Annotated in this window: 25 protein-coding genes; 16 read left to right on the plus strand and 9 right to left on the minus strand. The window is 62.4% G+C overall.

The window, feature by feature from the left end:
- Positions 1–112: 112 nt before the first annotated feature.
- Entirely contained in the window at positions 113–385 is a 273-nt protein-coding gene (gene hupB, locus DV532_RS09030; RefSeq protein ID WP_003250246.1) for a nucleoid-associated protein HU-beta, read from the plus strand.
- 183 nt (positions 386–568) lie between these two features.
- Positions 569–2440, plus strand: a complete 1872-nt coding sequence (locus DV532_RS09035; RefSeq protein WP_056800188.1) for a SurA N-terminal domain-containing protein — start codon at positions 569–571, stop codon at positions 2438–2440.
- 97 nt (positions 2441–2537) lie between these two features.
- Here the strand turns inward: DV532_RS09035 and DV532_RS09040 are convergent, their stop codons facing one another.
- Entirely contained in the window at positions 2538–3575 is a 1038-nt protein-coding gene (locus tag DV532_RS09040) for a patatin-like phospholipase family protein (RefSeq protein WP_056800191.1), read from the minus strand.
- Positions 3576–3752: 177 nt separating this feature from the next.
- Here DV532_RS09040 and DV532_RS09045 point away from each other — a divergent pair, with 177 nt between their 5' ends.
- The 3 genes from DV532_RS09045 to DV532_RS09055 all read left to right on the plus strand — a co-directional run bounded on the left by DV532_RS09045 (position 3753) and on the right by DV532_RS09055 (position 5699).
- Complete coding sequence (locus DV532_RS09045; RefSeq protein ID WP_056800193.1) at positions 3753–4031, plus strand: hypothetical protein; 279 nt, start codon at positions 3753–3755, stop codon at positions 4029–4031.
- Positions 4032–4045: 14 nt separating this feature from the next.
- Positions 4046–4825, plus strand: coding sequence for a CHAD domain-containing protein (locus DV532_RS09050; RefSeq protein ID WP_056800197.1), 780 nt, complete (start codon positions 4046–4048; stop codon positions 4823–4825).
- Between the two features lie 76 nt (positions 4826–4901).
- Positions 4902–5699 (plus strand): acyl-CoA thioesterase II, encoded by a 798-nt coding sequence (locus tag DV532_RS09055; protein WP_056800200.1) that lies wholly within the window; start codon positions 4902–4904, stop codon positions 5697–5699.
- Between the two features lie 33 nt (positions 5700–5732).
- On the opposite strand, the gene DV532_RS09060 is transcribed toward DV532_RS09055, so the two are convergent.
- The 3 genes from DV532_RS09060 to DV532_RS09070 all read right to left on the minus strand — a co-directional run bounded on the left by DV532_RS09060 (position 5733) and on the right by DV532_RS09070 (position 8670).
- On the minus strand, positions 5733–6101 hold the full coding sequence (locus DV532_RS09060) for an Mpo1-like protein (RefSeq protein WP_056800203.1): 369 nt from the start codon (positions 6099–6101) through the stop codon (positions 5733–5735).
- 75 nt (positions 6102–6176) lie between these two features.
- Entirely contained in the window at positions 6177–7655 is a 1479-nt protein-coding gene (locus DV532_RS09065; RefSeq protein WP_056800205.1) for a methyl-accepting chemotaxis protein, read from the minus strand.
- A 217-nt stretch (positions 7656–7872) separates the two neighbouring features.
- On the minus strand, positions 7873–8670 hold the full coding sequence (locus tag DV532_RS09070; RefSeq protein ID WP_056800208.1) for a TatD family hydrolase: 798 nt from the start codon (positions 8668–8670) through the stop codon (positions 7873–7875).
- 158 nt (positions 8671–8828) lie between these two features.
- Between DV532_RS09070 and DV532_RS09075 the strand changes: the two genes are divergently transcribed.
- The 4 genes from DV532_RS09075 (at position 8829) to greB (ending at position 11825) form a co-directional block, all read left to right on the plus strand.
- Positions 8829–10235, plus strand: a complete 1407-nt coding sequence (locus DV532_RS09075; RefSeq protein ID WP_056801507.1) for a transglycosylase SLT domain-containing protein — start codon at positions 8829–8831, stop codon at positions 10233–10235.
- A 112-nt stretch (positions 10236–10347) separates the two neighbouring features.
- Positions 10348–10785 carry a DoxX family protein gene (locus tag DV532_RS09080; protein WP_056800210.1) on the plus strand — a complete coding sequence of 146 codons (438 nt, stop codon included), beginning with the start codon at positions 10348–10350 and terminating at the stop codon, positions 10783–10785.
- A gap of 246 nt (positions 10786–11031) precedes the next feature.
- Entirely contained in the window at positions 11032–11340 is a 309-nt protein-coding gene (locus DV532_RS09085; protein WP_056800213.1) for a hypothetical protein, read from the plus strand.
- A gap of 11 nt (positions 11341–11351) precedes the next feature.
- A complete protein-coding gene (gene greB, locus DV532_RS09090; RefSeq protein WP_056800215.1) occupies positions 11352–11825 on the plus strand; it encodes a transcription elongation factor GreB in 474 nt (157 codons plus the stop codon).
- A 22-nt stretch (positions 11826–11847) separates the two neighbouring features.
- Here the strand turns inward: greB and DV532_RS09095 are convergent, their stop codons facing one another.
- Both DV532_RS09095 and DV532_RS09100 read right to left on the minus strand, forming a co-directional pair.
- The gene (locus tag DV532_RS09095) at positions 11848–14355 is read right to left on the minus strand and encodes an ABC transporter permease (RefSeq protein WP_056800217.1); all 2508 of its coding nucleotides are present in this window, start codon (positions 14353–14355) and stop codon (positions 11848–11850) included.
- Positions 14352–15038, minus strand: a complete 687-nt coding sequence (locus DV532_RS09100) for an ABC transporter ATP-binding protein (RefSeq protein ID WP_056800220.1) — start codon at positions 15036–15038, stop codon at positions 14352–14354. Before DV532_RS09100 ends, DV532_RS09095 begins: the two co-directional genes overlap by 4 nt.
- A gap of 10 nt (positions 15039–15048) precedes the next feature.
- Here DV532_RS09100 and DV532_RS09105 point away from each other — a divergent pair, with 10 nt between their 5' ends.
- The 3 genes from DV532_RS09105 (at position 15049) to DV532_RS09115 (ending at position 17094) form a co-directional block, all read left to right on the plus strand.
- Positions 15049–15654, plus strand: coding sequence for an arylesterase (locus DV532_RS09105; RefSeq protein WP_056800222.1), 606 nt, complete (start codon positions 15049–15051; stop codon positions 15652–15654).
- Positions 15655–15712: 58 nt separating this feature from the next.
- Positions 15713–16003: a hypothetical protein gene (locus DV532_RS09110; protein ID WP_056800224.1), complete on the plus strand. Its 291-nt coding sequence runs from the start codon at positions 15713–15715 to the stop codon at positions 16001–16003.
- Positions 16004–16116: 113 nt separating this feature from the next.
- Positions 16117–17094 carry a L,D-transpeptidase family protein gene (locus DV532_RS09115; protein ID WP_056800227.1) on the plus strand — a complete coding sequence of 326 codons (978 nt, stop codon included), beginning with the start codon at positions 16117–16119 and terminating at the stop codon, positions 17092–17094.
- Between the two features lie 132 nt (positions 17095–17226).
- Here the strand turns inward: DV532_RS09115 and oprI are convergent, their stop codons facing one another.
- Entirely contained in the window at positions 17227–17478 is a 252-nt protein-coding gene (gene oprI / locus DV532_RS09120) for an outer membrane lipoprotei OprI (protein WP_003259780.1), read from the minus strand.
- A gap of 504 nt (positions 17479–17982) precedes the next feature.
- Here oprI and DV532_RS09125 point away from each other — a divergent pair.
- Positions 17983–18264 carry a GNAT family N-acetyltransferase gene (locus DV532_RS09125; protein ID WP_003250290.1) on the plus strand — a complete coding sequence of 94 codons (282 nt, stop codon included), beginning with the start codon at positions 17983–17985 and terminating at the stop codon, positions 18262–18264.
- A gap of 67 nt (positions 18265–18331) precedes the next feature.
- Here DV532_RS09125 and DV532_RS09130 read toward each other — a convergent pair whose 3' ends face one another.
- A complete protein-coding gene (locus DV532_RS09130; RefSeq protein WP_056800229.1) occupies positions 18332–19408 on the minus strand; it encodes a 3-deoxy-7-phosphoheptulonate synthase in 1077 nt (358 codons plus the stop codon).
- A gap of 231 nt (positions 19409–19639) precedes the next feature.
- Here DV532_RS09130 and DV532_RS09135 point away from each other — a divergent pair, with 231 nt between their 5' ends.
- The 3 genes from DV532_RS09135 to cysB all read left to right on the plus strand — a co-directional run bounded on the left by DV532_RS09135 (position 19640) and on the right by cysB (position 22310).
- Positions 19640–20599 carry a putative 2-dehydropantoate 2-reductase gene (locus tag DV532_RS09135; protein ID WP_056800232.1) on the plus strand — a complete coding sequence of 320 codons (960 nt, stop codon included), beginning with the start codon at positions 19640–19642 and terminating at the stop codon, positions 20597–20599.
- A 112-nt stretch (positions 20600–20711) separates the two neighbouring features.
- On the plus strand, positions 20712–21209 hold the full coding sequence (locus tag DV532_RS09140) for a universal stress protein (RefSeq protein WP_056800235.1): 498 nt from the start codon (positions 20712–20714) through the stop codon (positions 21207–21209).
- Between the two features lie 126 nt (positions 21210–21335).
- Positions 21336–22310 (plus strand): HTH-type transcriptional regulator CysB, encoded by a 975-nt coding sequence (gene cysB, locus DV532_RS09145; RefSeq protein ID WP_056800237.1) that lies wholly within the window; start codon positions 21336–21338, stop codon positions 22308–22310.
- 72 nt (positions 22311–22382) lie between these two features.
- On the opposite strand, the gene DV532_RS09150 is transcribed toward cysB, so the two are convergent.
- Positions 22383–23117: a phosphoadenylyl-sulfate reductase gene (locus tag DV532_RS09150; RefSeq protein ID WP_056800240.1), complete on the minus strand. Its 735-nt coding sequence runs from the start codon at positions 23115–23117 to the stop codon at positions 22383–22385.
- Positions 23118–23226: the final 109 nt, after the last annotated feature.

Consider the following 23226-nt stretch of genomic DNA (forward strand, 5'->3'; position numbering starts at 1 on the left):
CGCCTTGCTATAAAGCGGCACGCTATTGTCGCCAGGCCTCCCAGCGCACGTTTCATAAGCTTTTCATTACATACTTAGAAACAAACTCAATAGAGAAATAAGGGGACTTAGAGTGAACAAGTCGGAACTGATTGACGCTATCGCCGCATCTGCTGACATCCCGAAAGCTGTAGCCGGCCGTGCGCTGGACGCAGTCATCGAATCCGTCACCGGCGCCCTGAAGCAAGGTGACGATGTGGTACTGGTTGGCTTTGGTACCTTCTCGGTCAAAGAGCGCGCAGAGCGCACCGGCCGTAACCCACAAACCGGCAAGGCGATCAAGATCGAAGCCGCCAAGGTTCCAGGTTTCAAGGCAGGCAAAGGCCTGAAAGACGCCGTCAACTAAGTCGTCTCTTTCAGCCGGACTTGGCTTGGTCAGGTCCGAGCACGGTGATGGCGGGGCGCAAACGTTCCCGCCTGACACGTTTGCTAAGAAAAGGCGCATCCTCGGATGCGCCTTTCTTTTATCAGGTTTCGACCCACGCTCCGCGGTTGTCGACGCAGTGGTACAGCCGTTTCTGGGGGACGCATGCTGCAAAATATCAGGGACAATTCACAAGGTTGGATTGCCAAGACCATCATCGGCCTTATCGTCGTGTTGATGGCATTGACCGGCTTCGAAGCCATTTTCCAGGCCGCCACCCATAGCCAGGACGCCGCCAAGGTGAACGGCCAGACCATCAGCCAGAACGAGCTGAGCCAGGCGGCCGACATGCAGCGCCGGCAGTTGGTGCAACAGTTGGGCAAGGACTTCGACCCAGCGCTGCTGGATGACAAATTGCTGCGTGAAGAGGCGCTCAAAGGCCTGATCAGCCGCAAGTTGCTGCTGCAAGGTGCCGAAGATGCCAAGTTTGCCTTCTCCGAGGCTGCGCTGGACCAGGTAATCCTGCAGACGCCGGAATTCCAGGTGGATGGCAAGTTCAGTGCCGACCGTTTCGACCAGGTCATTCGCCAGATGGGCTACGGCCGCATGCAGTTCCGTGACATGCTCGCCGAGGAAATGCTTATTGGCCAGCTGCGCACTGGCCTGGCCGGCAGCAGTTTCGTCACTGACCAGCAAGTCGATGCTTTCGCCCGCCTGGAAAAGCAAACCCGCGATTTCGCCTCCCTGACCTTCAAGGCCGACCCGGCCGCGGTCAAGGTCAGCGATGAAGAAATCAAGGCGCACTATGACCAGCACGCCAAGGAATTCATGTCGCCGGACCAGGTAGTGATCGACTACGTCGAGCTGAAGAAGTCGGCGTTCTTCGACCAGGCCAAAGTCACCGACGAAGAGCTCAAGGCACAGTACGAGAAAGAAATCGCCAACCTCGCCGAGCAGCGCCATGCCGCGCACATCCTCATCGAGGTCAACGACAAGGTCACTGACGCCCAGGCCAAGGCACGCGCCGAAGAGATCGAGCAGCGTCTGGCCAAGGGTGAAGACTTTGCCGCGCTGGCGAAACAGTTCTCCCAGGATCCAGGTTCGGCCAACAGTGGTGGTGATCTCGGTTTCGCTGGCCCAGGCGTGTACGACCCGGCGTTCGAGGATGCACTGTACAAGCTGCAGGATGGCCAGGTTTCGGCACCGGTGCGCACAGAGTTTGGCTACCACCTGATCAAGCTGCTGGGCGTGCAGGCGCCGGAAGTACCGAGCTTTGCCAGCCTGAAGGACAAGCTGACTCGTGACCTGAAGATCCCGCTGGTCGAGCAGCGTTATGTCGACGCCAGCAAGCAGTTGCAGGATGCCGCGTACGAGGCTTCCGACCTGGCCCAGCCGGCCCAGGACCTGAACCTCAAGGTGCATACCTCCGCGGCCTTTGGCCGTGAGGGTGGCGAAGGCATCACTGCCAACCGCTCGGTGGTGCAGGCGGCGTTCTCTGAAGAAGTGCTGGATGAGGGTGCCAACAGCACCGCCATTGAGCTCGACCCGGAAACCACTGTGGTGCTGCGCGTCAAGGAGCACCGCAAGCCGGAGCAACTGCCGCTGGAGGCCGTAGCCAAGAACATCCGCGAACACCTGGCCAAAGAGAAGGCGACTGCCGAGCTCAAGGCCAAGGCGGACAAGCTGATTGCGGGCCTGCGTGACGGTTCCATCGCGGCGGCCAGCGTGCATGAAGGGCAGGGCTGGAAGGCCTACGAAGCGGTCACCCGTGGCGAGGACGGCATCGACCCGGCCGAGCTGCAGGCGCTGTTCCGCCTGGGCAAGCCGCAAGCCAAGGACAAACCCGTGTATGGCAGCGTAGTGCTGCGTGACGGTAGCCTGGTGCTGCTGCAGCTCAAAGGGGTCAACGAAGGCGCTACTGCCACCGACGAAGAGAAGCAGCAGATCCGCCGCTACCTCGCGTCGCGTGCTGGTCAGCAGGACTTCGCGGCCTACCGCAAGCAGCTGGAAGCCAATGCCGATATTACCCGTTACTAAGGTGATGCCAGCATGAACGAGCAGGCCGCCTAGTGCGGCCTGTTTCGTTTCCGCTTATCCCAGGGAAACGCGGTCATTGTGGGAGCGTGTTGCAGCGCTAGCGTTTCACCCCTTCATAGCTATCCAGCGTATCCCGCGCAATTTCTCGCCCCAGGGCAATCAGCTCTGGCGCCTTGTAAAACTCGAAAAACCGGCACACCCGCTTGGGCACGTTGATCAATACATCCGGCGGATAACCGGCGATCTTGTACTGCGCCAATGAGGTCTGCATGACCTCGAAGCTCTGGTTGATCAGGTCCAGCAGCGAAGCAGGCCCGACGTTGTCAATGATGAATGAGCCGGTCGCCGACTTCGGCGCACCCTCACGCTCCGGCGCTGCCGCCGGTTGCTGGGCTTCGGGGTCGGCGGCATCCAGCCACGGGCTCGGCGGCGCCAGGCCCTCGGCGACGATTTCCTGTTCGATGCGGATTAGCTCCTCGGCTGGTTTGCGCCGGAACGGCAGGCGTGAACCCAGCGAGTTCAACAAGGCATCGAAACGCATCTTGAACGCCGCCGGACGTTCGATCACCGGTAACTGGTACTGCTTCTGGTTGGTGGCATTGAGGTTGACGGCGATGATCAGGTCGCAGTGGCTGGACACCACCGGTACGATCGGTAGCGGGTTGAGTATGCCGCCATCGACCAGCATGCGGTTGCCTTGCATCACCGGCGTGAACAGGCTGGGGATGGCCGCAGAGGCGCGCATGGCTTGGTGCAGGCAGCCTTCCTGAAACCAGATTTCTTGCTGGTTGGTGAGGTCGGCCGCAACTGCCGTATAGGGGATGCGCAATTGCTCGATGTTAATTTCACCGACGATCTTGCGGATTTGCCCGAACACCTTGTCGCCGCGAATCGCGCCCAGACGAAAGCTGACGTCAACCAGGCGGAGCACATCGAGGTAGTCGAGGCTTTCGATCCAGTTGCGATAGTCTTCAAGCTTGCCGGCGGCGTAGATACCGCCAATCACTGCGCCCATGGAACAGCCGGCAATGCAGGCGATGTCGTAACCACGGCGCTCGATTTCCTCGATCACGCCGATGTGTGCATACCCTCGGGCTCCGCCCGAACCCAGTACCAGCGCCACGCGTTTACTCATGAACATTCCTCGGCCAGTGCACCCATGGGCCTACAATGCACCCATCGCGGCCTGTGCTTCAATGTAGATCGCGCTGAGCTACTGTAATAGGCTGGCTAGCGAAGCTGGCTGGGCAGGGCACTTTTCAGCTGCCGGGGCGTCGAATTGCCACTGTTTTTTTCCATTGAGGAACTACCGATGAAAGCCTGGATTTGCCTTCCACTGATTGCCTTGGCCCTTGCTGGCTGCGCGGGCAAGACGGCCTACCGTGAGAGCTGTGCGACCCAACTGGATGCCGCCTGGAAGGAATTGGACTTGGCCAAGGCCGAAGGCTTTGCCGGTGCCGTCAGTTACTCCAAGGCCTTGTCGCTGCTGACCGGGGCCAAGACCCAGCAACAGTTCGAAGGTTATGAAAGCTGTACCAACAAAGCCGAAAAGGCGCGCTTCTACATTCGTGAGTCCCGCGCCGGGCGCTGACCAAGGAGCGTCTTATGTCTGCCATGCTTAACCACGTGGTTGGCCAAATAGTGGCCTTGCAGGTGCGTCTGCTGGCCTGCCGTGAACGCTTGGCTGCTGACACCGACAGCGAGGCCTTGCACGACCTGCGCACCACCCTGCGGCGCCTGCGCAGCCTGCTACGGCCACTGCGCGGGCTGCCAGGGGTGGAGCAGCTGGAGGCGGCCGCCAGCGCGTTGGGTGCCCTGACTACGCCGCTGCGTGACCGTGAGGTGCTGGCGGCCGAACTGATCGGGCGTGGTTATGCCGCCGCTGGGCAGCGGCGCTTGGGCGGACGGGCCAGGGTCTTCGCTAGCGTCGCGGCTAGCCCGCAGCTGGCGCGGGTAATGGCGATTGTCGATGCGTTGCCGTTGTTCCTGCGTGCAGCCGGCCGCGAAGGCCTGGTCAAGGCGCTGGCAAAGCGTATCGACAAGCGCCTGATCAAGCAGTGGCGCGAGCTGCATGAGGCCCTGCAAGATCCCGCCCATGACCGCCATCGCCTGCGGTTGCTGATCAAGCGTGCGCGCTACGGCGACGAGGCCTACCCGCAGCTCGACCATGCCGGCAAGAAACTGCGGCGCCTGCTGAAGCAGGCACAGGGCGACCTGGGCGACTGGCATGATCGCCTGCAATGGCTGCTGCAGGCGCGCGACGATGCGGACTTGGCACCGTGCAAAGGCGCCTGGGAGCGGGAGCTGCACGAGGCCGAGCGCCAGTCGGATGTGACGCTGGATGCCTTGCAACAAGCGCTGGCACGGCGAAAGCCCGAAAAATGACCGATATGCGGGCTGATTGCCGAGGGTTTGCTGGCTAGGATGGGCAAACCCTTTCGCGGTATGCAGGAGCCAGCCAATGAATTTCAACCAACTGCTCGACGCTGTGCGGGCTAACCCCGAGGCCGTCAGCGTCCCGCCCAGCTGGGGCCAGGGCCGCGCCGCCTTTGGCGGGCTGATGGCGGCGATGGTGTATGAAGCCATGCGCCTGAAACTCTCCGATGGCCGCCCTGTGCGTTCGCTGGCCATCAGCTTTGTGGCGCCGGCTGCGGCGGATGTACCTATTCGCTTCGACGTGGAGGTGCTGCGGGAAGGCAAGGCGGTCAGCACCTTGCTGGGGCGCGCCGTTCAAAATGGCCAAGTGGTGACCCTGGTACAGGGTAATTTCGGCGCAGGGCGGCCATCTGTGGTCGATGTGCCGGCGTTACCGGCCATGGAAATGAAAGCACTCGAAGACGCTGCCCCCGAGCTCCCCCATATCCAAGGCGTAACACCGGCGTTCATGCAGCACGTGGCTTTGCGCTGGGCGGTGGGGGGGCTGCCGTTCAGTGGCAACCAGTCCCGCCAAATGGGCGGCTGGGTGCGCTTGCGTGGGGTGGCTGAAGAACCGGTCAACGAAGCGCACCTGCTGGCGTTGGTCGATGCCTGGCCGCCGAGCCTGATGCCCTTTCTCAAGCAGCCCGCTGCAGGCAGTACGCTGACCTGGACCATTGAATTCATGCAGCCCACGGCGCAGCTGTCGACCTTGGACTGGTGCCATTACTGCGTGGAAACCGAACATGCGCGGGATGGCTATGGGCACGCCGCCGCCGCCTTGAGGACGGCGCAGGGCGAGTTGCTGGCCTTGAGCCGGCAGACGGTCACCGTTTTTGCCTGATCGAGCGCTGGCGCGCAAAGCACTCCACTGACATCAACGGTGATGCTTGTGGCGCTCCCGCCAGGCTTTCCACCAGGCCCCGCTCAATAAGAAGCGCGGAAAGGTGACGAACTGCTCGGTCAGCAGGCGTTGCACAGCATCCTTGCGGTCGGCGAACGGCTCAGGTTGTTCGGTTTCCAGGCGATGGCCCTGGCGCTGCAGGCCCAGGCCGGCGATCAAGGCAATGATGCCAAGCGCAATCTGGCCGAGGTCGAGGCTGAACAAGCCGGACAGAATCAGCAGCGCGCCAAGAATGAACAAAGGTACGGCGATCAGGTGCAGCACCAGGTTGGCTGGATGGCGATGGTTATGGTGGTAGCCGCGCCATTGCCAGGCGGGCAGGTTAGGCAGGCGTTTGCTCATGGGCATTTCCTCTCGGTCATGCCCAAAGCTTAGTGCGGCCCCCGGGCGGGGGCCAATCGAGGCTAGCTATGGTGACTATAGCTTCAGCTGGCCAATGGCCTTGTTCAGTTCGCCGGCCAGGGTCGCCAGTTCGTTACTGGTAGTCGCCGAGCCCACCGTTTGCTGCACCGTCCGTTCGGTGACATCGCGGATGCTCACCACGGCACGGTTCATTTCCTCGGCTACCTGGCTCTGCTGTTCGGCAGCCACGGCAATCTGCGTGTTGCTCTCGCGCATCTGCGCCACGGCACCGGTAATGTCGGCCAGCGCTTCACCGGCCGCCTGGGCCTGCCGGACGCAATCATCGGCCTTGTACGAGCTTTCCTGCATGAACTCCACCGCATCGCGGGTGCCCGACTGCAGGGCTGAGACCATGCTGGTGATTTCGTCAGTGGAGGTTTGCACGCGCTTGGCCAGGTTGCGCACTTCATCGGCCACCACGGCAAAGCCGCGCCCCAAGTCGCCGGCACGCGCCGCTTCGATGGCGGCGTTGAGCGCCAGCAGGTTGGTCTGTTCGGCGATGCTGTGGATGACACTGACCACGCCGTTGATCTTCTGGCTGTCTTCAGCCAGTTGGCGAATCATCTCGGCGGTCTGCTGCACGCCGCTGGACAGCCCGGATATCGAATCCTGCACCCGGCTGACCACCTCTTTGCCACTGCCAGCCAGGCTGTCGGCGGTTTGTGACAGGTCGCGGGTGGCGCCGGCATGCTGGGCAATGTGGTGCACTGTCGCCGACATTTCGTTGATGGCGGTAGCAGCCTGGTCGGTCTCGCTCTGCTGGCCGAGCATGCCGCGGCGCACGTCGCTCATGCTCGCCGCCAGGCGCGCGGCGCCGAAATCCAATTGTGCGGCGGTGTGGGCGACGGTGCTGACCACGCGGTGGTAGGTCGCCTGCATGGCGTTGAAGGCCCCGGCCATCTGGCCGACCTCGTCGCCACAAGCCAGTGGCACGCGGGCCGACAAGTCGCCGGTTTTCTCTACGTGCAACATCACATCCTTGAGGGTATTGAGCTGGCTGAGCAAGAAGCGGATCAACAGCTGCGAGGCGCCGAGCATGGCCAGCATCAGGATCAACACGCACACCGCATAATTGCTGAAGCGGTCGAAGAACACCTGGCGCAGGCTGGGTGACTCGGCCAGCACGGCCACTTGCTGCTCACCGTGACGTAGCACCTGCGCGCCGCGTAACGGGTTGTCGCCGAGGATCCAGGCGTTTGCCAGTTCGACCCAGCCCTGGGCGTTGCGCAGGCTATCCAGAGGGGTGCCGGCGAAGCTGGGCGTTTGCCCGGCCGACCAGCTGATGACGTTGGCCTGGCGCGGCAGAGTTTGCCCGGCTGGCCAGGCGGCCAGCAGTTGGGCTTGCGCGGCGGCCTGGGCCTGCGCCGCCTCGGCTCGGGCGCGCTGCTCCAAGTGCACGGCATACAGCACCAGTAGCAAGGTGGTGACAAAGGCCACCGCGTTGACGGCCCAGAACTTGTATTTCAGGGAAACATTGCTAAGCCAGGCACCCATGGGCAGGTCTTCTCTGAGTTGAGCGGGAACAATATTGGCAAGGTGCCATCATTGTGCCTTCATCAGCCAAACCCTTTGTTGATGTGCATCAAGTAAATGCTGGCGCCTGTAATGGCCCTATCGCCGGCAAGCCGGCTCCCACAGGTACAGCGCCGTGCTCGAGGGCAGTGCAGAGCCTTGTGGGAGCTGGCTTGCCGGCGATAGGGCCACTACAGGTTCACGGGAGTTGGAAAAACGCCCGCGCTGTCGCCGTGGTATGCGCCGCCGCGTGCTCGGCAGGCTCACCCCGATGCAACGCCACTTCACGCAACACTTCTGGCAGGAACGCCGGCTCGTTGCGCCCATTCTTCGGTTTCGGTCGCAGGCTGCGTGGCAGCAGGTAAGGCGCATCGCTTTCGAGCATCAGCCGCCCCTCGGCAATGTTGCCCACCAGCGCATGCAGGTGCGTGCCCCGGCGCTCGTCGCAAATCCAGCCGGTAATGCCGATGTGCAGGTCCATGTCCAGGTAGGCGAACAGCGCGTCGCGCTCACCGGTAAAACAATGCACCACTGCCCCGGTCAAGTGGTCGCGGTAGTGCTTGAGGATCGCCAGCAAGCGTTCGCTGGCATCGCGTTCGTGCAGAAACACCGGTAGGCGCAGCTCGGCAGCCAGCGCCAGCTGTACCTCCAGGGCTTTTTCTTGCAGCGGGCGAGGGGAGAAGTCGCGGTTGAAATCCAGGCCGCATTCACCCACGGCGCGCACCCGTGGCTCACTCAGCAGTTGGCGCAACTGGCGCTCGCTGCCTGCATCCCAGGCCTTGGCATCGTGGGGGTGAACCCCCGCCGTGGCGAATAGGTGCGCGCCGTTCGCATCCAATTGCTGGCACAGTTCCAGCGCTTGTTCGCTGACCGCCAGGCTGGTGCCGGTCAGTACCATCTGCGTAACGCCGGCTTCGAGCGCGCGCTCGACGACTGCCGCCTGCTGGTCGTGGAAACTGCTGTTGGTCAGGTTGACGCCGATATCGATCAGTTGCATGGTGCTTACTCGTGCCGCGGGACGGCCAGCATAGCAAACACTGCGTTTTTCTGAAAAAACCAAGAACTTCATGCTGTTGCCGTGGTCTTTTACCGTCATTTCCACTTGGCGGTGCAACCCCCATGGATGCCGGCCCACCGACCACGGACACGATTTACATGCGGCAATACTGGCTGTTTTTCCTGCTGTTGCTTGGGCTGACCTTGACCGGGCCTGCCCACGCACGTCTGCCAGGGCCGCAGCACACTACGCCGCCTGCCAAGGTGCGCGACCTGCAGCAGATTCGCACTAGCCAGGTGCTGCGAGTGCTGGTCAACCAGAGCCGCAATAGCTCGGGTGAGGTCAAGGGCGAGCCGGTCGGTATCGAGTATTATCGCCTGCGGGCACTGGAGCATTACCTCAATGCCCGCGCCGCTGACGGCCAGGAAATCCAGCTCAAGCTGATCCCTCGGGCCAAGGAGCAACTACTGGGTGCCTTGGCCCGTGGCGAGGGGGACCTGGCGGCGCCGGGCGAGTTGCTCGACCCCAGCGTGGTGCGCGGTGTCAGCAGCAGCGCGCCGGTGCTTGACCAGGTGCCTCTGCTGCTAGTGGGGCGCAAGGGCGAACGCAGCTTCACCCATGTCGAGCAACTGTCTGGGCGTACCGTGGCCTTGACCAGTGCCAGTGCCGCCGGCCCCTTGATCCAGCAGGTCAACCAACAATTGGCGCTGCGCAAACGCGCGCCAATCAAGGTGGAGTGGGTTGACTCGACACTGGCGGTTGAGGACGTGCTGGAGATGGTCCAGGCCGGCATCTATCACCTGACCGTGGTCGAGCAACCGATTGCCCGGCGCTGGGCCCGGGTGATGCCGCGCCTGCGGCTGGACAGCCGTGTGCAACTGGGGACGCCGCAAGCCATGCGCTGGTATGTTGGGCGTGATGCGCCGCAGTTGCTGGCTGCAGTCGATCGCTTTTTGCAGGGCTATCGCGCGCCTGGCAACCAGGACGCCGCGTTCGAGCGCATCTATCGCCGCCAATACCGGGTGCACAACCCGTTGGCTAGCAAGGACCGCCAGCGCCTGGCCTCACTGCGGTCGGTGCTGCAGAAGCACGCAGAGGCGCAGCAGATTGACTGGCTCAACCTGGCTGCGCTGGCCTTCAAGGAGTCGTCGCTCAACCCCACCGCGCGCGGTACCGGCGGTGCCCATGGCCTGATGCAGATCACACCGTCGGCAGCGCAGCGCGTGGGGGTGAGCAACACCGCCACGGTGGACGGTAATGTCCAGGCCAGTGCCCGCTACCTGGCGCTGATCCGGCGCAAGTTCTTTGCCAGCCCCAAAATCAACGAGCGTGAGCGCATGGCCTTCGTGCTGGCGGCCTACAACCTAGGCCCCGAGCGGGTTCAGGCTATGCGTGCCGAGGCGCGGCGGCGTGGGCTGAACGGCAACCAATGGTTCTTCCAGACCGAACGCATTGCCATGGAGCAGGTAGGCATGGGGCCGGTCAACTTCGTCAATAGCATCAACAAGTACTTTTTGGCGTTCAACCGGGAGCGCACCGGGCTAGAGCGAGTAGCAAAGCGCTAATAAATCGATTTGTTCGATTGTTTTGTTGGGGTTTTTGCGATTTTCATATCTATTGAATTGATTATGATGGCACCCATTCCAACACAACTTCCCGCTTCAAGGACATCTCGACATGAACAACGCTACCCTCAATACCCTGTTCGCCACCCGTGCTGGCGCAGGCCTCAGCATCATCCGCATCTTGGTCGGTATCATCTTCATGGCGCATGGCGCGCAAAAGCTGTTCGGTCTGTTCGGTGGCTATGGTCTTGAAGGCACCGGGCAGTGGATGGAAAGCATTGGCTTGGCCCCAGGTTACCTGATGGCCCTGTTGTCCGGTGGTGCCGAGTTCTTCGGCGGCCTGGCCCTGGTGATTGGCTTGCTGGCCCGCCCGGCCGCCTTGGCGCTGACTGTGACCCTGGTGGTGGCAATCTTCTCGGTGCACATCGGCAACGGCCTGTTCATGGCCAACAACGGTTACGAGTTTGCCTTGGCCCTGCTGGCTGGCACCGTTGCAGTGCTGATTGAAGGTGCCGGGCGCTTCTCGCTGGACCGCCTGATCGCCCGGTAATGAGCTGCAAGCTTTAAGCTACAAGCCGCAAGCCAGAGCAGGCCGAGTATTGGCCTGCTCTGGCTTGCGGCTTGTAGCTTGCAACTTCACGCTCATCGCTCTAGCATACCGTCTGCGCCGATTTAAACAGCTACTTGCGGGGCGCAGGAAGCCCACCTCCGGGTCATCCGAAATACCGCTAAAGCGCTGGTTCGGTGACGCCTCCCACCGCTGCCCAGCGGGATTCGCGAGGCGGAGATAAGCTCCATGAGTTGCCCACGTACCAGTGTCTGTTTAAGCCCTTTGCCTGCCAGCCAGGCGTCCCGTACACCGCGCATACTGCTCGGCGGCCAGCATCAGCCCACCCTTTTGCGTCACCTCGAAGGCCTGTCCCGGCGCAAGGGCCAGGCGCGTGCCTTTCTGATCCAGTTCGTCGAAGCCGGCTGCCACCTCGCGCAGTATGGCAATGACCGTTTCGACTTGGCTGTAATCCAGGCGCCGGTGCCGGACGAGGCTGCCGAAGTCATCGGCCACCTCACCCGCATCGCGCGCCAAGGCCTGATTACCCGCCGCTGAGGAGCGCGCTGTTGAGTACCAACATTATCACCACGCAAGGCCATGCGGCGCTGAAGAGCGAACTGGACCACCTGTGGCGGGTGTATCGCCCGGAGATTACCCAAAAGGTCACCTGGGCGGCGTCGCTGGGTGACCGTAGCGAAAACGCCGACTACCAGTACAACAAGAAGTTGCTGCGCGAGATCGACCGTCGGGTGCGTTACCTGCGCAAGCGTCTTGAAGATGTGAAGGTGGTGGCCTACTCGCCGGAGCAGGAAGGCAAGGTGTTTTTCGGTGCCTGGGTGGAGGTCGAGAACGACGAGGGCGAGACCATGAAGTTTCGCATCGTCGGCTATGACGAGATTTACGGGCGCAATGACTACATCTCGATCGACTCACCCATGGCACGCGCCTTACTGAAGAAGCAGGAGGGTGATGAGGTGGTGGTGCACACGCCTACCGGTGAAGCGACCTGGTATGTGAGCAGCATCACTTACGGCCAATAAATGGATGTTGTTGGTGCGGGCCTCAAGTTTCCCGCAACACCGCCAAGGGGCTGGCATTCAAAGCCCGCCGCGTGCCCAGCACCCCTGCACCACCTACCAGCAGCGCCCCCGCCAGTGGCAGCGCCAGCAGCCACGGATGCGGGCTCCACTGCAGGTCGAAGGCATAGCGGTACAGCACCAGGGTAATCAACTCGCACCCCACCGCGGCCAGTAACCCGCTGGCGGCGCCGAGCAGGCCGAACTCGATCCGCCGTGCCTTGACCAGCAAGGGCCGCGCCGCCCCCAGCGCACGCAGCAGGGCGCCCTGGCGGATGCGTTCGTCCAGTGTTGCCTGCAAGCCAGCAAACAACACGGCCAGCCCGGCTGCCAACACAAACAACAACACGTACTCCACTGCCAGGGTCACCTGGGCGAGAATGCTGCGCAACTGGTCGAGCAAGGCGTCTACCTGCAAGATGGTCACTGCCGGGAACGCCCGTGACAGCGCCACTACCTCCAGGTCATGGCCTGGCGCCAGGTAGAAGCTGGTCAGGTAGGTAGTAGGCAGCCCCTGCAGAGTGCCGGGCTGGAAGATCATGTAGAAGTTCGGCTGGAAGCTGTCCCAGTGCACGCTGCGAAGGCTGCTGACCCGGGCCTGGCGCTGCTGCCCGCCGATGTCGAAGGTCAGCAAGTCGCCCAATTGCAGTTTCAGGCTGGTGGCCAGCTCGGCCTCCACCGAAACGCCGGGGAGTTCACCTTCGGCTGGCAAGGCTTGCCACCAGTCGCCGGCAGTTAGTTGATTGCCGTCGGGCAATGCGGCGGCCCAGGTCAGGCTGAGGTCACGTTGCACGGCACGTTCGCCGGCTGAGTCCTTGCTGACCACCTGCTGCACCGGCTGCTCATTGATTTGTACCAGGCGCCCGGGCGTTACCGGGTACAGCGGCGCCGAAGTGGCGTTGACCTGTTGCAGGCGCTGGGCGAAGGGTGCTCGGTCATCCGGCAGGATGTTGAGGGCAAAATGGTTGGGCGCATCTTTGGGCAACTGCGCTTGCCAGGTGTCGAGCAGTTCTGCGCGCAGCAGGGCGACCAGGGCCATCGCCAGCAGGATCAGGCCGAACGCCAGGGCCTGGCCGGCAGCGGCCATGGGGTGGCGCAGCAGTTGGCCCAGCCCCAGGCGCCAGGTCAGCGGTGCCCCGGCCAGCAGCTGGCGCAGGCTGCGCAAGCCCAGCAACAGTAGGCCGCCAAGCAGCAGCGCGGCGACCAGGCCGCCACCGAGCAGGGCAAAGGTGAGTAGCAGGTCGAGGCTCAAACGCCACATGATCAGGCCCAGGGCGAGCAGGGCGGTGCCGTATACCAGCCAGCTGCTAGGCGGTATCGGCAGTAGGTCGCGGCGCAGCACGCGCAGCGGCGGGACCTGGCCCAGTGCGGCGATGGGGGGCAGGGCGAAGCCGGCCAGTGCCACCAGCCCGGTGCCGATGCCGGCAAGGGCCGGGATGATGCCGCCGGCAGGCACCACGCTTGGCAGTAGGCCATGCAGCAGGCGGAACAGGCCTAGTTGCGCCAGCCAGCCGAGCAGCGCGCCGACCAGTGCCGCGACCAGGCCGAGCATAGCCAACTGCAGGCAATACAGGCCCAGGGCCTGGCGCCGCGAGAGGCCCAGGCAGCGCAGCAAGGCGCTAGCGTCCAGGCGGCGCGCGGCATAGCGGCTGGCGGACAAGGCCACGGCCACCCCGGCCAGCAGCACCGCCACCAGGCTGGCCATGTTCAGGTAGCGTTCGGCCTTGCCCAAGGCGCCGCCGATTTGTTGGTTGCCATCGCGGGTATCGCGCAAACGCTGGTGGGCGGCCAGGTCCTTTTCAACGGCCTGGCGGTACTGGGCCAACGCCTCGGCATCCCCGCGCCACAGGTCACGGTAGGTGACCCGGCTGCCCGGCTGGATCACGCCGGTGGCTTGCAGGTCGGCCAGGTTCATCATTACCCGCGGGGTAAGGCTGTAGAAGTTGTTGGCGCGGTCTGGTTCGTAGGTAAGCACGCGGCTCATGCGCAGGGTTTTCATGCCGACGTCGATACTGTCGCCCACCGACAGCCCCAGTGCCGCCAGCAGGCGCGGCTCGACCCACGCCTCGCCAGGCGCCGGGCCGCCACCGGGGGCTTCTGCGGCATAGGGCGCTGCGGCGCTGCGCACCTGCCCACGCAACGGATAGGCGTTGTCGGCAGCTTTGACACTGGATAGCTGGATGCCGTTGTCGCCGCCGACCACGCTGGTGAACTCAACCACCTGCGCATGGCGCAAGCCAAGCGCCTTGCCGGCTTCGAGCTGTTGCTCGCGGGCCGGTGCACTGCCTTGCAGTACCAGGTCGGCGCCCAGGAACTCGCTGGCGCGCAATTGCATGGCGCCGTTCAGGCGGGCACCGAAATAGCCGATGGCCGTGCTGGCCGCCACCGCCACCAGCAGGGCGAAGAACAGTACGCGCACTTCACTGGCGCGAAGGTCGCGCAGCAGTTGGCGTAGGGCTAGGCCGCCCAAGCGGGACAACGGCATATGGTTCATCGGGCCTCCACCGGGGCTACCAGGCGGCCCGCGTCCAGGCGGATCTGGCGGCGGCAGCGGCAGGCCAGGCGTTCGTCGTGGGTCACCAGCACCAGGGTGGTGCCACGCTCCTTGTTCAGTTCGAACAGCAGGTCGCTGATGCGCTCGCCGGTGTGGCTGTCGAGGTTGCCGGTGGGCTCGTCAGCAAACAGCACCGCCGGTTGTGCGGCGAAAGCGCGGGCGATGGCCACCCGCTGCTGCTCCCCGCCCGACAGTTGGCGCGGGGTGTGGCTCAGGCGCTTGCCCAGGCCAACCCGTTCGAGCAGGGTGCGCGCGTGATCGCGGGCATCGCGGCGGCCGTCCAGCTCTAGCGGCAGCATGACGTTTTCCAGGGCGTTGAGGCTGTCGAGCAGTTGGAACGACTGGAACACGAAGCCCACATGTTCGGCGCGCACCCGCGCGCGCTGGTCTTCATCCAGCGGCCCCAAGTCGTGGCCGGCGAGGATTACTTGGCCGGCACTGGGCTGATCGAGCCCGGCGAGCAGACCAAGCAGGGTCGACTTGCCCGAGCCCGAAGCGCCGACGATGGCCAGGCTATCGCCTTGGGCCAACTCAAGGGAGAGCGCGTGCAGGATGGTCAGGTCACCTTCCGCGCTGGGGACCACTTTGCTAAGGTTCTGCGCAACGAGAATGCTGGGGCCCATGGAGAATCCGATGCGAATGTGGTGGTTGAGTGCCGGTCTGGCCTTGTATTGCCTGGCCCAGAGCGCGGCGGCGGGAACACTGCTGGTTGTCGGCGATAGTATCAGCGCCGGTTTTGGCCTGGATACCCGCCAGGGTTGGGTGGCTTTGCTGCAGGCCCGTCTCAAAGACCAAGGTTTCGATGACAAAGTGGTCAATGCATCGATCAGCGGCGATACCAGTGCAGGTGGTCAGGCGCGGTTGCCGGCGCTGCTTGCAGCGTATAAGCCCAGCCTGGTGGTGCTGGAGCTTGGTGGCAACGATGGCCTGCGCGGGCAGCCGCCGGCGCAATTGCAACAAAATCTTGCCTCAATGATCGACAGTGCGCGCCAGGCTGGTGCCAAGGTGCTGCTGCTGGGTATGCGCTTGCCGCCCAATTACGGTGTGCGCTACACCACTTCGTTTGCCAAGGTGTATGAACAACTGGCCACTGACAAGCAGGTGCCTTTGGTGCCGTTTTTCCTCGACGGGGTAGGGGGCGTGCCTGAATTGATGCAGGCCGACGGTATCCACCCGGCTCAGGGTGCTCAGCAGCGCCTGCTGGAAAATGCCTGGCCGGCGATAAAACCCTTGCTGTGACGCTTTAAACGGCGCCGGCTTTCGGCTAAGGTTGCGCCCCCCGTTTCGAGTGCCCCCAATGCCGCGCCCTGCCTGGTCCCTGTATGCCTACCAACTGATCGAGCCCGATGAGCAGCTCGACCTGTTCGCCTGCCAGGAAATCCGCGTCCACTTGGTGGCTAGTCAGCTTGAGCTGGGCGTGCCGGTTGACCGCACCCTGTGCGGTGGCCTGCTGCCGGCGCAGCCGCGCTGGTCGGGCGTGCCGCGTTCGATCTACCGCGACGGCCGTCTGTGCGACCTGTGCCGCGCCATCCTCGATGCCCAGCGGCGCGGCATGCGCCCGGTGTGGCCCGAGCTGCAGGGCGCCTGAGCGGCAGGCACCTTTCATCATCTGAAACGCCTGCTTGGCGCCAATGCCTCCCGCTTGCAACGGCGCGGGTGTACAATCGTTCCTCTTGACCCACCTTTCGAAGGACTTACCGGATGTTGCCGCGCTTTCCTGTCGTCACCCGTAGCCTGTCCCTGGCCGCCCTGTTGGTAGCGGGTCCCGCTGCTGCACTGGAGCTGCCACTGCCACCGCCTGGTGAAGACATCGTCGGCCAGGTGCAGGTGATCAAGGCAAAATACGAGGATACGTTTGCCGATATCGGCACTGCCAACGACCTCGGCTACCTGGAAATGATCGCCGCCAACCCGGGCGTCGACCCCTGGCTGCCGGGTGCTGGCACCGAGATCATCTTGCCGACGCGCTACATCCTGCCGCCTGGCCCGCGTGAAGGGGTGGTCATCAACTTGGCCGAGTATCGTTTGTATTACTACCCGAAAGGGCAAAGCGTGGTGCACACCTTCCCGCTCGGGATTGGCCGTGAAGGTTGGGGGTCGCCCATCGCCAACACCAAGATCATCGCCAAGACACCAAACCCAACCTGGACGCCGCCTGCTTCTATTCGTAAAGAGCACGCTGCGGACGGTGACATCCTGCCGGCTGTTGTACCGGCCGGTCCGGACAACCCGCTGGGGCCATTCAAGTTCACCCTGGGCGTGCCGGGCTACCTGATCCACGGCTCGAACAAGAAGTTCGGCATTGGTATGCGTACCAGCCACGGTTGCTTCCGCATGCTTAACAACAACGTGCTGGAACTGTCGAAGATGGTGCCGGTGGGAACGCCGGTGCGCATCATCAACGAGCCTTACAAGTTCGGTATCAGTAGCGGCAAGGTCTATTTGGAGGCACACACGCCGCTGGACGACCAGGGTAATCCGTCGGTGGTCGACAAACACACAGCGGTTATCAATGCCTTGCTCAAGCGTGAAGACTTGGCCAATAACCTACGCATGAACTGGGATATGGTGCGCGATGTGGTTGCCGCGGAAGATGGCATGCCGGTGGAAATTGCCGTGCCGACCGAGAGCCAAGGTGGAGCACCGATGGTGTCGAGCATTCCGCCCGAACTGCAGTAGGGTTGTTGCGACACATCTGGGCCTGCCTTAGTGCAGGCCTTTTCGTTTTTACCTGGCGCGTTTGCCTTGTACCCGGGCAATAAAAAAGCCGACCCACAAGTGGGTCGGCTTCATAACAATCCGTGAGGATTATTACTTGCGGCTGGCTTTGTCCAGCATACGCAGAGCACGCTCATTGGCTTCGTCAGCGGTCTGCTGAGCCTTCTGAGCGGCTGCCAGTGCGTCGTCAGCCTTACGGTAGGCTTCGTCAGCACGAGCTTGAGCGCGAGCTGCTGCGTCTTCAGTCGCAGTCAGACGAGCTTCGGTTTCTTTGGATACGCTGCTGCAACCGGTAGCCAGAACTGCGGCCAGAGCCAGAGCAGAGAATTTCAGAACGTTGTTCATCGTGTTCCCCTTCAAGGACTTTCTATTAAATAGCCATCTCTCGGAAAAGAGAAACTGGCCGGCGTACATAGTACCCATTACTTGTAGTAAGTAAACTGACTAAGCGCAAGAACTGCAAAAAAAATGTTCCTTGACGGCAGTGGACACGATTTGCGATACGCGTGTGAGAGCGCCTGCAGGGTTCGCAAGCGACTGTAGTACAGGAACTTTTTGTTGAACTTGCAGTGACTTTAACTGTCCCTCAGCGTCTTAAGCCCTAGAACATCCGGAGGCTGTTGAGCGTGCAGCGAAGAGCCGTTTTTGCGGCGTTTTCGCCATTTTTAACCGCTGCCACCTTGAGCAACCCTGCATGCCGCGCCTACTATCTTGTGAGCGCCAGAGGATCCGAACGATTGCAATCGTCCAGTGGTCGAAGGGGGCAATAGGTGGCATAGAGGTTCTGTGCCGGATAAACCACCATCGGTTAAGGTATGGGTCTGCCGAGAAGACCTGCGAGGAGTAGTGATGAGCGAAGCGCTGACCATCCACCATGACCAGGCCGGTCATCAGTTCGAGACCAATGTGGACGGTCATCGTGCCTACCTGACCTACATGGACCTGGGCAAGCAGACGCTGGACATCTATCGCACCTTCGTGCCCAACGCCTTGCGAGGCCGCGGGATTGCTGCCGCCCTGACCGAACGGGCGTTGGAGTACGCTGAGCAGATGGGCTATACGGTGATTCCGTCCTGCTCGTACGTGGAACGCTACATGGAGCGCCAGCAGCGGCATTCGAGCAAGGCTTGAGCCGGCGACAGCCGCCAAACATAAAAAAACGCCGGGCAGTGCCCGGCGTTTTTTGTTACAGCAAAGCTCAGCCGCGTTTACGTTGCGGCAGCACATCCTTCAGCTTGGCGTGCATGCTGCGCAAGGTCTTCTCGGTGGCCGACCAGTCGATGCAGGCATCGGTGACCGACACGCCATATTGCAGTTCGTCCAGGTTCTTGGGAATCGATTGGCAGCCCCAGTTGAGGTGGCTCTCGACCATCAGGCCGATGATCGACTGGTTGCCTTCGAGGATCTGGTTGGCGACGTTCTCCATCACCAGCGGTTGCAGGGCTGGGTCCTTGTTGGAGTTGGCGTGGCTGCAGTCGACCATGATATTGGCCTTGATCTTGGCCTTCGCCAGGTCTTGCTCGCACAGGGCGACGCTGACCGAGTCGTAGTTCGGCTTGCCGTTGCCGCCGCGCAGTACCACGTGGCCGTAAGGGTTACCCTTGGTGGTGACGATCGACACGCCGCCTTCCTGGTTGATGCCCAGGAAACGATGTGGCTTGGACACCGACTGCAGGGCATTGATGGCAACGGTCAGGCCGCCGTCGGTGCCGTTTTTGAAGCCGACCGCCGAAGACAGGCCCGAGGCCATCTCGCGGTGGGTCTGCGATTCGGTGGTGCGGGCGCCGATGGCCGACCAACTGATCAGGTCTTGCAAGTACTGCGGGGAAATCGGGTCAAGTGCTTCGGTGGCGGTCGGCAGGCCCATCTCGGCCAGGTCCAACAGCAGCTGGCGGCCGATGTGCAGGCCGTCCTGGATCTTGAACGAGTCATCCAGGTAGGGGTCGTTGATCAGGCCTTTCCAGCCAACGGTGGTGCGCGGTTTTTCGAAGTACACGCGCATGACCAGGTACAGCGTGTCGGACACTTCCTCAGCCAGTACCTTCAAGCGCTCGGCGTATTCGTGGGCAGCCTTGATATCGTGGATGGAGCAAGGGCCAACCACGACGAACAGGCGATGGTCCTTGCCGTCGAGAATATTGCGCACCACTTCACGGCCGGCAGTTACGGTCTGCAGGGCCTTGGCGCTGAGAGGGATTTCCTTTTTGAGCTGATCGGGGGTGATCAGCGTCTCGTTGGAGGCAACGTTCAAGTCATCGATCGGTAAATCAGCCATCGTGTTACTCGTCAGGTCACGGGTGCCGGCCGCCAACTATCCCCGTGCGGCCCAGCAGCAGAATAATCGCAGCGGGGAGCCGAACCTTAGCGCGTTACAGGTGGCGCGACAATGGGCTGGGCCCAGTCCGTGTGGGGTTTTTCCGAGATGGAAGGCGTTTGCCGCGAATGGGCTGCCCAGCGCTGCGCAACCTGTGTAATAAAGAGGGCTGACTTTTACCTGGAGATCGGTATGCATCCGCACACACCCCGCATCGGCATCATCGGCAGTGGCGCCATCGGCGGCTTTTATGGGTTGATGTTGGCGCGGGCCGGCTTTGATGTGCATTTTCTGTTGCGCAGCGAGTACCAGGCCGTCAGTGAGCAGGGGTTGAGCCTGGACAGCGTTGTGCATGGCGCGCTGCAAATGAAGGTGCAGGCTTATGCCAGCGTCGCCGATATGCCGCCCTGCGACTGGCTGCTGATTGGGGCCAAGGCCACCAGCAACGACCAGCTGGCGCCGCTGATCGTGCAGGCGGCCGCTGCCGGTGCCAAGGTGGTACTGCTGCAGAACGGCCTGGGCGTGGAGGAGCAATTGCGCCCAGCCTTGCGCAGCGATATGCACCTGCTGGGCGGCCTATGTTTCATTTGTGTCAACCGCCAGGCACCCGGCGTGATCCGTCACCAGGCCTTGGGAACGGTCAACCTTGGGTACCACAGCGGGCCAGCCAGCGATGGCGGCGCCGCGCTGGTCAACGAGGGCGCGGCGCTGTTCCGGGCCGCTGGCATCGATTCGCAGGCCATGCCAAACCTGGCCCAGGCGCGCTGGCAGAAGCTGGTGTGGAACGTGCCCTACAACGGTTTGTCGGTACTGCTCGGTGCCAGCACCACGCCGCTGATGGCCGACAGCCACAGCCGCGCGCTGATCCAGGCGCTGATGGCCGAGGTGGTACAGGGGGCGGCGGCGTGTGGCCACGTACTGCCCGAGGGCTATGCCGAAAACCTGCTCCAGGTGACCGAGCGCATGCCCGATTACTGGCCCAGCATGTACCACGACTACGCCCACAAGCGCCCGCTGGAGTTGCAGGCCATTTATGCTGAGCCGCTGGCGCGTGCGCGAGCCGCAGGCTGTAGCTTGCCGCGCATGCAGATGCTGTATGAGGCGTTGGCCTTCATCGATCACAGCGAGCAGGCTCGGCAAAGCCAGCGTTGAGCTTGCCGGTGCTCTCCAGCCCCCGCCAGCAGTGCGCCGGACGGCCAAGCGCGAGGCCGGCGCGCTGCTAAGCTGAAGCTTGCTCTGCCGCTACGGCAGTCGAGGAGGTCGAATGATCCGCTCCATGCTGTACGCCACCGACCTCGGTGTCTACGCCCCTTTTGTCATGCAGCACGCGCTGGCGCTGGCGCGTACCTTCGGCGCAGAGTTGTATGTGATCCACGCGGTGGAGCCCATGGGCCAGTTCGCCGAATCGCTTCTGCAAAGCTACCTCGATGAGCAGACGCTAGACCAACTGCACAGTCAGGGCGTGAACACGGTAATGGCCAACATCGAGCAACGCGTGCTGGAGAACTTTCGCGACGAGTTGGGCGAGGAGGCCGACCTGGCGGTGATCAAGACTGTGCGGGTACGGCAGGGCGACCCGGCGCAGGTCATCCTCGATCAGGCCCAGCGGTTGAGTGTCGACCTGCTCATTTTCGGTAGCCACAGCGCCGGCGCGGGCGTGGATGTGCCCTTGGGGCGCACCGCGGTGCGGCTGCTGCAGTTGTCCCCTGTGCCGGTGTACATGGTGCCGTTGGCGCAGCATTTGGGGCGCAGGAAAGCGTGAAGATGGTTGTAGGCCATTTCCGTGGCATGTAACAAAATAGTTCTAGATTTATTTCCAGAACCACTAATATAGTTATATATCGTCGCTGCTGCTGCCGCGGACTCATCGCTGAACCGAGGGGAACCTATGAAGCTTCAACAACTGCGCTACATCTGGGAAGTGGCGCACCATGACCTCAACGTCTCCGCGACGGCGCAAAGCCTGTACACCTCGCAGCCAGGTATCAGTAAGCAGATCCGCCTGCTGGAAGATGAGCTGGGCGTTGAAGTTTTTGCTCGCAGCGGCAAGCACCTGACCCGCGTTACCCCGGCCGGCGAACGCATCATCAATACCGCCGGCGAAATCCTGCGCAAGGTCGAAAGCATCAAGCAGATTGCCCAGGAGTTCTCCAACGAGAAGAAGGGCACGCTGTCGATCGCCACCACTCACACCCAGGCGCGTTATGCCTTGCCGCCGGTAATCAGCAGCTTCATCAAGCAATACCCGGAAGTGTCCCTGCACATGCACCAGGGTTCACCCATGCAGATTGCTGAGATGGCCGCAGACGGAACGGTCGACTTCGCCATCGCCACCGAGGCGCTGGAGTTGTTCGGCGACCTGATCATGATGCCGTGCTACAAGTGGAACCGTTGCGTGGTGGTGCCGCAAGGTCACCCATTGACCAAACTGCCGAAGCTAACCCTGGAAGCAGTCGCAGAATATCCGATTGTCACCTATGTATTCGGGTTTACCGGGCGCTCGAAGCTGGACGAGGCCTTCAGCCACCGTGGTCTCACGCCAAAAGTTGTGTTCACTGCGGCGGACGCCGACGTGATCAAGACTTATGTGCGCCTGGGCTTGGGCGTGGGTATCGTTGCTGGCATGGCCGTGGATGCCAAGCTTGACAGCGACTTGGTGGCCCTGGACGCCAGCGAACTGTTTGAAGCCAGCATCACCAAGATCGGTTTCCGCCGTGGCACCTTCCTGCGTGGCTTCATGTGCGATTTCATCGAGAAATTCGCCCCGCATCTGACCCGTGAAGTGATGGCCAAGGCCATTCAGTGCCATAACAAGCAGGAGCTGGAAGAGTTGTTCGAGGGTGTCGAGCTGCCGGTGCACTGACAGCAGCTATAAGCGACAAGCTTCAAGAGAGAGCAGCCCACATACGGGCTGCTTTTTTCTTGCAGCTGCCAATCAAGCCTTGCTGATCAGGTTGCCTGCGTGCAACCCGCATTCCTTCTGCGTCGACTCTTCCCACCACCAACGGCCTTCGCGCTCATGCTGGTTCGGCAGTACTGGCCGGGTGCATGGCTCGCAGCCGATGCTGATGAAGCCGCGCTCATGCAGGCTGTTGTACGGCAGTTCGAGCATGCGGATATATCCCCACACCTCTTCACTGGTCATCTGCGCCAGCGGGTTGAACTTGTACAGGGTGCGCTCGGGGGTGGAGAAGGCGCTGTCGATTTCCATTGCCGCCACCTGGCTGCGGGTGCCCGGGCTCTGGTCGCGGCGCTGGCCGGTGGCCCAGGCGCTAACGGTGGCCAGCTTGCGTCGCAGCGGCTCGATCTTGCGAATACCGCAGCACTCGCCGTGGCCGTCCTTGTAGAAGCTGAACAGGCCCTTTTCTTTGACGAACGGGTCGAGCTTGGCGCGGTCGGGGCTGAGGATTTCGATTGGTAAGTTGTAGTGCTCGCGCACCTGGTCGATGAACCGGTAGGTCTCCGGGTGCAGGCGACCGGTGTCGAGGCTGAATACCTTGACCTGCTTGTTCAGCTTCCAGGCCATGTCCACCAACACCACGTCCTCGGCGCCGCTGAATGAGATCCATAGGTCATCACCGAAGTGCTCGAAAGCAAGTTTGAGGATGTCCTGCGGGGACTTGTTGGCATAGGTCGCGGCCAGGGCGGCGACGTCGAAGGGTTGGCTCATCAGGCGGTTTCCATCTTGGCTGTGGCGCTGTGCGCTCGTAGTGGGGTGATGGTATCAAAAAAAGGCCGGGTAGACGGGCTTGTAGTCGGCGGCAAACCTGCGCTGTAGC

The organism is Pseudomonas sp. Leaf58 (assembly GCF_003627215.1).
Taxonomy (GTDB): Bacteria; Pseudomonadota; Gammaproteobacteria; order Pseudomonadales; family Pseudomonadaceae; genus Aquipseudomonas.

What these genes read in the sequence shown, in the direction of transcription:
- DV532_RS09035 (WP_056800188.1), top strand. Translation starts at nt 569, where the DNA reads ATGCTGCAAAATATCAGGGACAATTCACAAGGTTGGATTGCCAAGACC.
- DV532_RS09040 (WP_056800191.1), bottom strand. Translation starts at nt 3,575, where the DNA reads ATGAGTAAACGCGTGGCGCTGGTACTGGGTTCGGGCGGAGCCCGAGGG.
- DV532_RS09045 (WP_056800193.1), top strand. Translation starts at nt 3,753, where the DNA reads ATGAAAGCCTGGATTTGCCTTCCACTGATTGCCTTGGCCCTTGCTGGC.
- DV532_RS09050 (WP_056800197.1), top strand. Translation starts at nt 4,046, where the DNA reads ATGTCTGCCATGCTTAACCACGTGGTTGGCCAAATAGTGGCCTTGCAG.
- DV532_RS09055 (WP_056800200.1), top strand. Translation starts at nt 4,902, where the DNA reads ATGAATTTCAACCAACTGCTCGACGCTGTGCGGGCTAACCCCGAGGCC.
- DV532_RS09060 (WP_056800203.1), bottom strand. Translation starts at nt 6,101, where the DNA reads ATGAGCAAACGCCTGCCTAACCTGCCCGCCTGGCAATGGCGCGGCTAC.
- DV532_RS09065 (WP_056800205.1), bottom strand. Translation starts at nt 7,655, where the DNA reads ATGGGTGCCTGGCTTAGCAATGTTTCCCTGAAATACAAGTTCTGGGCC.
- DV532_RS09070 (WP_056800208.1), bottom strand. Translation starts at nt 8,670, where the DNA reads ATGCAACTGATCGATATCGGCGTCAACCTGACCAACAGCAGTTTCCAC.
- DV532_RS09075 (WP_056801507.1), top strand. Translation starts at nt 8,829, where the DNA reads ATGCGGCAATACTGGCTGTTTTTCCTGCTGTTGCTTGGGCTGACCTTG.
- DV532_RS09080 (WP_056800210.1), top strand. Translation starts at nt 10,348, where the DNA reads ATGAACAACGCTACCCTCAATACCCTGTTCGCCACCCGTGCTGGCGCA.
- DV532_RS09085 (WP_056800213.1), top strand. Translation starts at nt 11,032, where the DNA reads ATGAGTTGCCCACGTACCAGTGTCTGTTTAAGCCCTTTGCCTGCCAGC.
- DV532_RS09095 (WP_056800217.1), bottom strand. Translation starts at nt 14,355, where the DNA reads ATGAACCATATGCCGTTGTCCCGCTTGGGCGGCCTAGCCCTACGCCAA.
- DV532_RS09100 (WP_056800220.1), bottom strand. Translation starts at nt 15,038, where the DNA reads ATGGGCCCCAGCATTCTCGTTGCGCAGAACCTTAGCAAAGTGGTCCCC.
- DV532_RS09105 (WP_056800222.1), top strand. Translation starts at nt 15,049, where the DNA reads ATGCGAATGTGGTGGTTGAGTGCCGGTCTGGCCTTGTATTGCCTGGCC.
- DV532_RS09110 (WP_056800224.1), top strand. Translation starts at nt 15,713, where the DNA reads ATGCCGCGCCCTGCCTGGTCCCTGTATGCCTACCAACTGATCGAGCCC.
- DV532_RS09115 (WP_056800227.1), top strand. Translation starts at nt 16,117, where the DNA reads ATGTTGCCGCGCTTTCCTGTCGTCACCCGTAGCCTGTCCCTGGCCGCC.
- oprI (WP_003259780.1), bottom strand. Translation starts at nt 17,478, where the DNA reads ATGAACAACGTTCTGAAATTCTCTGCTCTGGCTCTGGCCGCAGTTCTG.
- DV532_RS09125 (WP_003250290.1), top strand. Translation starts at nt 17,983, where the DNA reads ATGAGCGAAGCGCTGACCATCCACCATGACCAGGCCGGTCATCAGTTC.
- DV532_RS09130 (WP_056800229.1), bottom strand. Translation starts at nt 19,408, where the DNA reads ATGGCTGATTTACCGATCGATGACTTGAACGTTGCCTCCAACGAGACG.
- DV532_RS09135 (WP_056800232.1), top strand. Translation starts at nt 19,640, where the DNA reads ATGCATCCGCACACACCCCGCATCGGCATCATCGGCAGTGGCGCCATC.
- DV532_RS09140 (WP_056800235.1), top strand. Translation starts at nt 20,712, where the DNA reads ATGATCCGCTCCATGCTGTACGCCACCGACCTCGGTGTCTACGCCCCT.
- cysB (WP_056800237.1), top strand. Translation starts at nt 21,336, where the DNA reads ATGAAGCTTCAACAACTGCGCTACATCTGGGAAGTGGCGCACCATGAC.
- DV532_RS09150 (WP_056800240.1), bottom strand. Translation starts at nt 23,117, where the DNA reads ATGAGCCAACCCTTCGACGTCGCCGCCCTGGCCGCGACCTATGCCAAC.